Below are 8,218 nucleotides of genomic sequence, written 5' to 3' on the forward strand. Positions count from 1 at the left end.
GCGGAACCGTTCGAGGCGGACGTGAAGCCGAAAGCCAGCATGGCCAGCAGGACCACCGACGCCGCGGCGGCGCCGAGCAGGGCGCGGCGTACGGCAGGGCCCCGGAGCCTGCCCGGCTCGGCCAGGACCGCGGGGGTGGCAGGTGGGGCGGTGGGCGGCGGAGGGAACGGCGCGGTGGCCGGGGCTGCCGGAGGCAGGGCGGTGACCGGCTGGGCGTCGCTGCCGGCGGCCGGTCGGCCCTCGGAGGTGACGGCCGGAAGGCCTCCCGCGGGGGTGGCCTGGAGTTCGGCGGCGACGATGTCCGCCGGCTGGCCCAGGCGTTCCAGGACGGCCCGCACCGTGTCGGCGTCCAGCACCTCCGCCTCGTCCAGGGCGGCGTCGATGTGTTCGCGGATCTCCTGCGGGAGCTCCTGGCATCGCGGGGGCGGCAGGAGGGAGCAGGCGTTGTCCAGGCGGCGCAGGTACTCCGAGACGAGCTGCTTGCGGACCGGGGTCATCGGTGGTTCTCCTTGTGCTCCAGGAGGGTGTCTACGGCGGTTCTGAACGGCTCCCACTCGGCCGTGAAGGACTGCAGCGCCTCGCGCCCGGCGGGCGTCAGGGCGTAGTAGCGGCGCGGCGGCCCGGTCTCGGAGTCCTGCCAGGAGGAGGAGACCCACTCCAGCTTCCGCAGCCGGGAGAGCAGGGGATAGATGGTGCCCTCGCTGGTGGCCAGGCCATGGGCGGCGCCCAGCTCGCGCACCAGCTCGTAGGCGTACTTCTCACCGTCGCGCAGCTGCGCGAGGACACAGAACTGCAGTACGCCCCGCCGCAGTTGGCTGACGACCGTACGCTCCCCTCCAGGAACTACTACCATGCGACGCAAGATACCTTGCGGTGAAAGGTAGTGCAATCGCCGTAGGCCGGGCCTGGGGGCGTGGGTGGGGGTTGGGCGGCAGGTCTCTGGGAGGACGGCCGGTGCCTACCGTGCGGTTGCGGGGGCCGGTGCTTCTCCGGCTGCCGTCGCGCAGCGAACTCCCGTGCGTACGGCGCCTGCCGGGGCGGGGGTCGCCGCGCTGGCGGGCCTTCGCCAGGGGTCATCACGGCATGGTCACAACCTCCTTGAAACCATCACACTCCCCGTGGGGCACTGACACGCTCAGCCCCCGGACACCACCGCCGGACCTGAACCGCGCAGCCTGAACCGCCCGACCTGAACCGACCGACCTGGGGGAAATGCGCCATGCGCCGTACCGTCCCGGCCCTGTTCGCCGTCTCCGTCGCCCTGCTCACCGCGACGGCCTGCGGGTCCACGACCCCCACGACCACGGCCGTGGTCACCGCGGCGTCGGCGAGCTCCTCGGCCTCCACGACCCCGAGTCCGAGCCCGAGCGCCACCTCAAGCCCGAGCCCGAGCCTGAGTCCCAGTACGACACCGTCAGCCGCTCACCACACCACCGCTCCGCACACCCGGAAGCCGACGGTGCCCGCGCCCAGGCGCACCACGCACAGGCCTGCCGTCCGGCACACTCCGGTGGTCCACCACACCACCGCTCCGCCGGTGGACGACCACGGCGGCGCCACCGCGCTCTGCAACGACGGCACCCTCTCCTTCAGCGCGCACCACCGGGGCACGTGCTCCCACCACCACGGCGTCGCGGTCTGGTACAAGTGACCATCGCCCGGCGGGGTGCGGGCGTGGCGGACCGTGAAAAGGGGGTGCGGAGCCGGGCCGTGCCAGGCCATGATCCGCATCTGTGACGACGTCGAAGCAGTCCCTGTCCCAGGCCGCAGCCCGCAACAACGCGGAGTGGTGCGCGGTGATGAGCCGAACGCACGGTGTGGCGGGTGAGTTCGGGGCGCAGGCGTGGGCCGCCCCGGCCCGCACTCCGCTGTACTACCCGGACGCGGTGACGCTCGTGCCCGGCGCCGACCCGGCCGCGCTGGTGGCCGGGATCGACACCGCCGTGCCCGGCGCCTCCGTCAAGGACAGCTTCGCCGACCTCGACCTGACGGAGGCCGGCTTCCAGGTGCTGTTGGACGCGCAGTGGATCCACCGCCCGGCGGACGCGCCCGCGAACCCCTCCGGCCTCGTCTGGGACGTGGCCGGCGACCCGGACGTGCTGCGCGCCTGGGCGCTGGCCTGGGACAACGGGGGCGGCAACGCGGACCTGTTCCGCCCCGCGCTGCTCGGCGACCCGGACACCTTCGTGCTCGCCGGGCGCTCCGCCGAGGGCCGGGTGGTCGCCGGTGCTGTGGCGAGCCGCAGCGACCAGGTGGTCGGAGTCTCCAATGTGTTCGCACTCGACGGAGGCCCTGACACGGCCTGGCCGGGCGTCCTGGACATGCTCCACCAGCTGTTCCCCGCCCTGCCGGTGGTCGGCTACGAGCACGGCGACGACCTGGCGGCGGCGGTGCGGCACGGCTTCGAGCCGGTCGGCGGGCTGCGGGTCTGGATCCACGCCGGGCAGGGCTGACCCCAGGGCCCTGCATGAGCACCCCGGGGGTGCGAGTGGTCCGGCTCCGGTCCTTTCGCTGCCGTCCGCCGGCTCCTGCCGGGCGCTGTCAGCCGGTCAGGGGCCGGCCCGGCAGGCCAGATCGACCTGCCGGCTCCTCACACCTGCGGCTGCTGCTGGGTGATGCAGTGGATGCCGCCGCCGTTGGCGAAGATCGGCCTGGCGTCGACCAGTTCGACCTTCCGTTCCGGGAAGACCCTGGCGAAGACGTCCGCGGCGGCCTGGTCGCGCGGGTCGTCGAAGGCGCAGAGCACCACGGCGCCGTTGGCCAGGTAGTGGTTGATGTAGGAGTAGTCCACGGGCTCCCCGGCGTCGTCGTGCAGCACGGTGGGGGCCGCCAGTTCGACCACCTCCAGCGGGCGGCCGTGGGCGTCGGTGGAGGCACGCAGCAGGGCGGCGATCTCCTTGCCGACCTCGTGGTCGGGGTGGGCCGGGTCGGGCTGGCTGTGGACGGCGACCAGGCCGGGCTTGAGGAATGCGGCGACGATGTCCACATGGCCGCGGGTGCCGAACTCGTCGTAGTCGCGGGTGAGGCCGCGCGGGAGCCAGATCGCCTTGCTGGTGCCGAGGTGGGCGTGGAGCTCCTGCTCCACCTGTTCCCTGGTCCAGCCGGGGTTGCGGCCCGGGTCGAGCTGGACGGTCTCGGTCACCAGCACGGTTCCCTCGCCGTCCACATGGATGCCGCCGCCCTCGTTGACCAGCCGGGAGGCGAAGCGGCGGGCGCCGCTGAGGCCGGTGATCTGCTCGGCGATGTGCTGGTCGTGGTCCCAGGAGGCCCAGGACTGGGCGCCCCAGCCGTTGAAGATCCAGTCCGCGGCGGCCAGTCCGCCCTTGCCGTCGACCAGGAACGTGGGGCCGATGTCGCGCATCCAGGCGTCGTTGAGCGGCCGTTCGACGATCTCCACCGCGGTGGAGACATAGCGGCGGGCGGTCTCGGTTTCCCCAATATTGACGATGAGAGTCACCGGCTCATGGCGCACGATGGTGTCTGCGACGGTGGCCCAGGCGCGACGGGCAACATCCAGGTCTCCACCGTCGGCGGGGTCGGTGCCGAAGGTGTCGTTGGGAGTGGGGAAGGCCATCCAGGTGCGGGCGTGGGGGCGCCATTCGGCAGGCATGGAGAAGCCGAGTTCGGCGGGGGTGGGGAGGTTCATTGCGGTTCCCGGGGGTGGATCAGTGAGGGGTCAGAGGAAGTAGAGGCGGCTGAGCGACACGCTGTCGGCCGGTTCGGAGCGCAGTGGGGCGCCGTCGAGGGTGACCAGGCCGGTGGCGGCGTCGACGCGGACCTCGCCAGTGCGTCCGTTGCGGACCATGCTCCGTGGGCCGATGCCCCGGGTGCCGCGGACGGCCACCCGGCGGCGTCGGGTGGGCAGGGTGTCGCCGGGGCGGTGCGCCATGCCGGAGGCGCCGGGGTCGGCGGTGTCGGCGGCCGCCTGGGCCACAAAGGCGACGGAGAGATCGGCGGCGGTGGCTCCATGGGCACCGAACTGCGGGCCCAGCACCAGGGGTTCGCAGGTGTCGGTGGAGGCGTTGGGGTCGCCGACCACGCCGTAGGCGGGGAACCCGGCCTTGAGGACGAGCTGGGGTTTGGCGCCGAAGTGGTCGGGGCGCCAGAGCACGATGTCGGCGAGCTTGCCGACCTCCAGCGAGCCGATCTCATGGGCGAGTCCATGGGCGATGGCGGGGTTGATGGTGAGCTTGGCGATGTAGCGCAGCACCCGCTCGTTGTCGTCGCCGCCGTCACGCTCACCGAGGGAGGAGGTCCCGTCCAGCAGGCCGAGTTCGCCTTTCATCTTGCCGGCCATGGCGAAGGTGCGGCGTACGGTCTCGCCGGCGCGGCCCATGCCCTGGGCGTCCGAGGAGGTGATGCCGATCATGCCCAGGTCGTGCAGTACGTCCTCGGCGCCCATGGTGCCGGCGCGGATCCGGTCGCGGGCCATGGCGGCATCGCCGGGGAGGTCGACCTTGAGGGCATGAGCGGAGACGATCATGCCGAAGTGCTCGCCGAGCGCGTCCCGTCCGAAGGGCAGTGTGGGGTTGGTGGACGAGCCGATGACGTTGGGCACGCCGGCCATGCGCAGAACGTTGGGGACATGTCCGCCGCCGCAGCCCTCGATGTGGAAGGCATGGATGGTGCGGCCGTCGAGGACGGCCAGGGTGTCGTCCACGGAGAGGCACTCATTGAGCCCGTCGGTGTGCAGGGCGACCTGGACGTCGTGTTCCTCGGCGACCCGCAGGGCGGTGTCCAGGGCGCGGGTGTGGGCGCCCATGTCCTCGTGCACCTTGAAGCCGGAGGCACCGCCCTCGGCCAGCGCCTCCACCAGAGGAGCGTCGTCCGAGGAGGAACCGCGGGCAAGGAAGCCGATGTTGACCGGCCAGGCGTCGAACGCGTTGAAGGCATGCCGCAGCGCCCAGGGCGAGTTGACCCCGACTCCCCAGACAGGCCCGAACTCCTGGCCGATGATCGTGGTCACACCCGAGGCGAGGGAGGCCTCCATGATGCGCGGGGAGAGCAGATGGACATGGGTGTCCACGGCGCCGGCCGTGGCGATCAGGCCCTCGCCGGAGACGATGGTGGTCCCGGTGCCGACGACGACGTCCACGCCGTCCAGGGTGTCCGGGTTGCCGGCCCGGCCGACGGCGGCGATCCGGCCCCCGATCAGCCCGATCGAGGTCTTGCGGATGCCCAGGACGGCATCGATCACGGTGACGTTGCTGATCACCACGTCGCAGGTGTCGCGGACCGCCGCGGCCTTGAGGTGGAGGCCGTCGCGGGCGGTCTTGCCGAAGCCGGCCAGGAACTCCTCACCGGGGGCCTGGGAGTCGGACTCCACCCGGATGATCAGCCCCGAGTCGCCGAGCCGGATCCGGTCTCCGGCCCGCGGCCCATGGACGGCGATGTAGTCGTGCGGGTCGATACCGCCGTGGAGACTGCTGCCGCCGCCACCGGTGAGCTCCGCGTTGGAGGACCTCATGCCTGGCTGCTCCCCTCGCTGCTGCTGCCGCTGCCTCCGTCGGCGTCGGGCTGCCGGGTACCCGCCCCGGTTCCGCGGTCGCGGTCACGGCCGTGGTCGTTGTGGTCGCCGTCGATCGTGGTCAGATAACCGGTGGCCCGCGCCCGGGCGAGCGCCGTCTCCTTGGCACCGGGTGCGTCCAGCGGCCCGTCGACCAGCCCGGCGAAACCGATGGCGACCCGGGCGCCGCCGATCGGCACCAGTTCCACCTCCACCGTGGCGCCGGGGTCGAAGCGCACCGAGGAACCCGCGGCGACCGCCAGCCGGGTGCCGTAGGCGGCGGCCCGGTCGAAGGCGAGCCGTGGGTTGCTCTCGAAGAAGTGGAAGTGCGAGGTGACGGAGATGGGCACCTCGGAGGTGTTGCGTACGGGGATCCGTACGGCTGCCGGGGCGGGTTCATAACCCGTCCCGGCTCCCGGAAGGGCCGCCCCCGGGGCGTCGTCGCCGAGCGATCCCGCGCCCCGGAAGGGGTCGGTGACCACGGCCAGCCGGGTGCCGTCGTCAAAGACCGCCTCCACCTGTACGACGGTCACCACGTCGGGTACGCCCGGCAGCACATCGTCGGCTCCGAGGACCGTCCGGCCGGCCTCGATCGCCTCGGCGAGCCGCGCCCCGTCGCGGGCGGCCTCACACACGGCATCCGCGATCAGGGCGGTCGCCTCGGGGACGTTGAGCCGCACTCCGCGGGTACGGCGGGCGCGGGCCAGCTCGGCCGCTGTGAAGATCAGCAGCCGGTCCCGCTCGGTGGGGGTCAGTCGCACGGGTCCTCGTTCCGCAGGGTTTAGAACGGCGTTCAAACCGCTGGCGGCATTCAACCTCCCATGCCGCCGCTCTGTCCAGCCTCGCCCGCCCGGCGTCCTTCGGCGCGCGGTCCGTCCGCAGCCGTCACCCACCCGGCGGCCTGACGCCGCCGGCCAAGGGGACACTGCGTACCGCGAAACCACAGGGCTCTCGTACGGCCACGGAGATCCCTGGCGCCCCCGCGGACCCCGCCGCCACTGCGGCTCCGTGAAGTCACCGCGGCCCCGCCCGGCGGCCCGTACGGTCGGCGCGCCCGGGGCCCCCGGTCGCCCGCCGGCGGCACGCCGTGCCCGTGGCAGTTGCCGATCCGCGCCTGCGAACCCCTCCGGGCCCGTGGCCCGACGACCCCTCAGACATGGCGAAAGTGCACTGTTGCCCAGCCGCTCGTTGCGGCCTGAGGATGTTCGAGGGGTGTTGCGGGGGTGCGTATCAGGATTTGCAGCGGATTACGCGGGCATGACGCAATTGGGCGCGGTGTCGCGCGCCGCTCAGGGAATCCCCGCCACGGCGGTATCAGGAGGCACGGCCGGGGCCGGCTCGGAAGGGCGGTGCGTAACTGATGGACGGTCAATCGCGGCTCCCGCTCCAGCGCAGCTCCTCGGTGTCCCGAGGGCCCACGGCGCCTGCCGGGACCACCGCGTCCGGCGACCCGGCGGACGACCCGGCCTCCCGTGCCGCCAGGCTGGAGCTGGCCCTCTCGGCCACCGGCACCGGCTCCTTCGACTGGGACCTCGTCGCCGACCGCCTGGTCTGGGACGAGCAGACCCGCCGCCTCCTCGACCTGCCCACGGGCGTCCTCGGCGACCGCCCCGACCGGATGCGCGCCCAGATCCTCCCCGAGGACCTGCCGGTTCTGGACGCCGCGGTACGCGCGGCCGTGGCGGCCTGCGGCCCCTGCGACGTACAGCTGCGCATCCCCCACCCGGACGGGGCGCAGCGCCGGGTGTCCGCCCACGGCCGTGCCCTGGCCGGTCCGGACGGCCGGGCCGTCCGCATCGTCGGCATCATTCGCGACATCACCGCCGAACAGGGCCTTGCCTCCTGGCTGCAGCGCATCATGCTGCCCCGCCGGATGCCGCAGGTCCCGGGGATCACGGTCGCCGCCCGCTACTCCACCGGCGCCGGCACCCAGGGGCTGGAGATCGGCGGCGACTGGTACGACGTCATCCCGCTGCCGGGTGCCCACGTCGGCCTGGTCATCGGCGATGTGCAGGGCCACAATGTGCACGCCGCGGCGGTGATGGGCCAGCTGAGGGCGGCGCTGCGCGCCTACGCCGCGGAGGGCCACGACCCGGCGGCGGTGGTGGGCCGGGCGTCCCGGTTCCTGGCCGACCTGGACACCGGTCTCTTCGCCACCTGCACCTATCTCGACCTGGACACCCTCACCGGCAGCGCCGAGATCGTACGGGCCGGACACATGGGCCCGCTGGTCCGCGGGCCGCACGGACACAGTGCCTGGCCCGCCGCCGAGGGCGGTCTGCCGCTCGGCATCGAACCCGAGCACAGCCACCCGGTCACCCGGATGGAGCTGGAGCCCGGCAGCACCCTGCTGCTCTGCACCGACGGCGCGGTGGGCTCCCGCACCCTGGATCTGGACAGCGGAGCGCGAGGGCTGCGCGAGCACCTGGCCGGCAGCCCGGTGGACGATCTGGAGGCGCTCGCCGACACCATGGCCGAGCTGGCCCGCGGCCAGCACGACGGGCCCGACGACCTCGCCCTGCTGCTCGCCCGCTGGGACGCCCCCGCCGACCATGTGCTCCGCCGCAGACTGCGGCGCGCGGTCGACCCCGCCGACCTGGTCGCGGTCAGCAGGGTCCGACGTCAGCTGCGCACCGCGCTGCGCCGCTGGGGCGTGCCGGAACTCGCCGACACCGCGGAGCTGCTCGCCTCCGAGCTGGTCACCAACGCCCT

The 8,218-nt window shown here is 73.1% G+C and carries 8 protein-coding genes; 3 read left to right on the plus strand and 5 right to left on the minus strand.

What is annotated here, in order from left to right; translation table 11 throughout:
• Positions 1–497: HAAS signaling domain-containing protein (locus AOK09_RS05880; RefSeq protein ID WP_407675351.1), on the minus strand; the 497-nt coding region annotated here is incomplete at its 3' end.
• Complete coding sequence (locus AOK09_RS05885; protein ID WP_055586046.1) at positions 494–853, minus strand: PadR family transcriptional regulator; 360 nt, start codon at positions 851–853, stop codon at positions 494–496. The genes AOK09_RS05880 and AOK09_RS05885, both read right to left, overlap by 4 nt.
• A 366-nt stretch (positions 854–1,219) precedes the next feature.
• Here AOK09_RS05885 and AOK09_RS41255 point away from each other — a divergent pair, with 366 nt between their 5' ends.
• Both AOK09_RS41255 and AOK09_RS05890 read left to right on the plus strand, forming a co-directional pair.
• Complete coding sequence (locus AOK09_RS41255) at positions 1,220–1,651, plus strand: DUF3761 domain-containing protein (protein WP_079062793.1); 432 nt, start codon at positions 1,220–1,222, stop codon at positions 1,649–1,651.
• An 82-nt stretch (positions 1,652–1,733) separates the two neighbouring features.
• The gene (locus AOK09_RS05890) at positions 1,734–2,453 is read left to right on the plus strand and encodes a hypothetical protein (protein WP_055586047.1); all 720 of its coding nucleotides are present in this window, start codon (positions 1,734–1,736) and stop codon (positions 2,451–2,453) included.
• Positions 2,454–2,590: 137 nt separating this feature from the next.
• Here AOK09_RS05890 and AOK09_RS05895 read toward each other — a convergent pair whose 3' ends face one another.
• From AOK09_RS05895 to ureA, 3 genes are read right to left on the minus strand one after another with little or no spacing between them, the layout of a single operon-like run.
• On the minus strand, positions 2,591–3,646 hold the full coding sequence (locus AOK09_RS05895) for an agmatine deiminase family protein (protein WP_055586048.1): 1,056 nt from the start codon (positions 3,644–3,646) through the stop codon (positions 2,591–2,593).
• Positions 3,647–3,676: 30 nt separating this feature from the next.
• The gene (locus AOK09_RS05900; protein WP_055586049.1) at positions 3,677–5,467 is read right to left on the minus strand and encodes an urease subunit alpha; all 1,791 of its coding nucleotides are present in this window, start codon (positions 5,465–5,467) and stop codon (positions 3,677–3,679) included.
• Complete coding sequence (gene ureA / locus AOK09_RS05905) at positions 5,464–6,267, minus strand: urease subunit gamma (RefSeq protein WP_079062794.1); 804 nt, start codon at positions 6,265–6,267, stop codon at positions 5,464–5,466. The genes AOK09_RS05900 and ureA overlap by 4 nt, the downstream gene beginning before the upstream one ends.
• Before the next feature lie 599 nt (positions 6,268–6,866).
• On the opposite strand from ureA, the gene AOK09_RS05910 reads away from it, so the two are divergent.
• Positions 6,867–8,218, plus strand: a 1,352-nt coding sequence (locus AOK09_RS05910; RefSeq protein WP_157875809.1) for an ATP-binding SpoIIE family protein phosphatase, incomplete at its 3' end; no start/stop codon positions are given.

Source organism: Peterkaempfera griseoplana (assembly GCF_001418575.1).
GTDB classification, from domain to species: Bacteria; Actinomycetota; Actinomycetes; order Streptomycetales; family Streptomycetaceae; genus Peterkaempfera; species Peterkaempfera griseoplana.

Excerpts from the sequence above, each read along its gene's own strand:
- AOK09_RS05895 (WP_055586048.1), bottom strand. The coding sequence starts at position 3,646 with ATGAACCTCCCCACCCCCGCCGAACTCGGCTTCTCCATGCCTGCCGAA.
- AOK09_RS41255 (WP_079062793.1), top strand. The coding sequence starts at position 1,220 with ATGCGCCGTACCGTCCCGGCCCTGTTCGCCGTCTCCGTCGCCCTGCTC.
- AOK09_RS05885 (WP_055586046.1), bottom strand. The coding sequence starts at position 853 with ATGGTAGTAGTTCCTGGAGGGGAGCGTACGGTCGTCAGCCAACTGCGG.
- AOK09_RS05900 (WP_055586049.1), bottom strand. The coding sequence starts at position 5,467 with ATGAGGTCCTCCAACGCGGAGCTCACCGGTGGCGGCGGCAGCAGTCTC.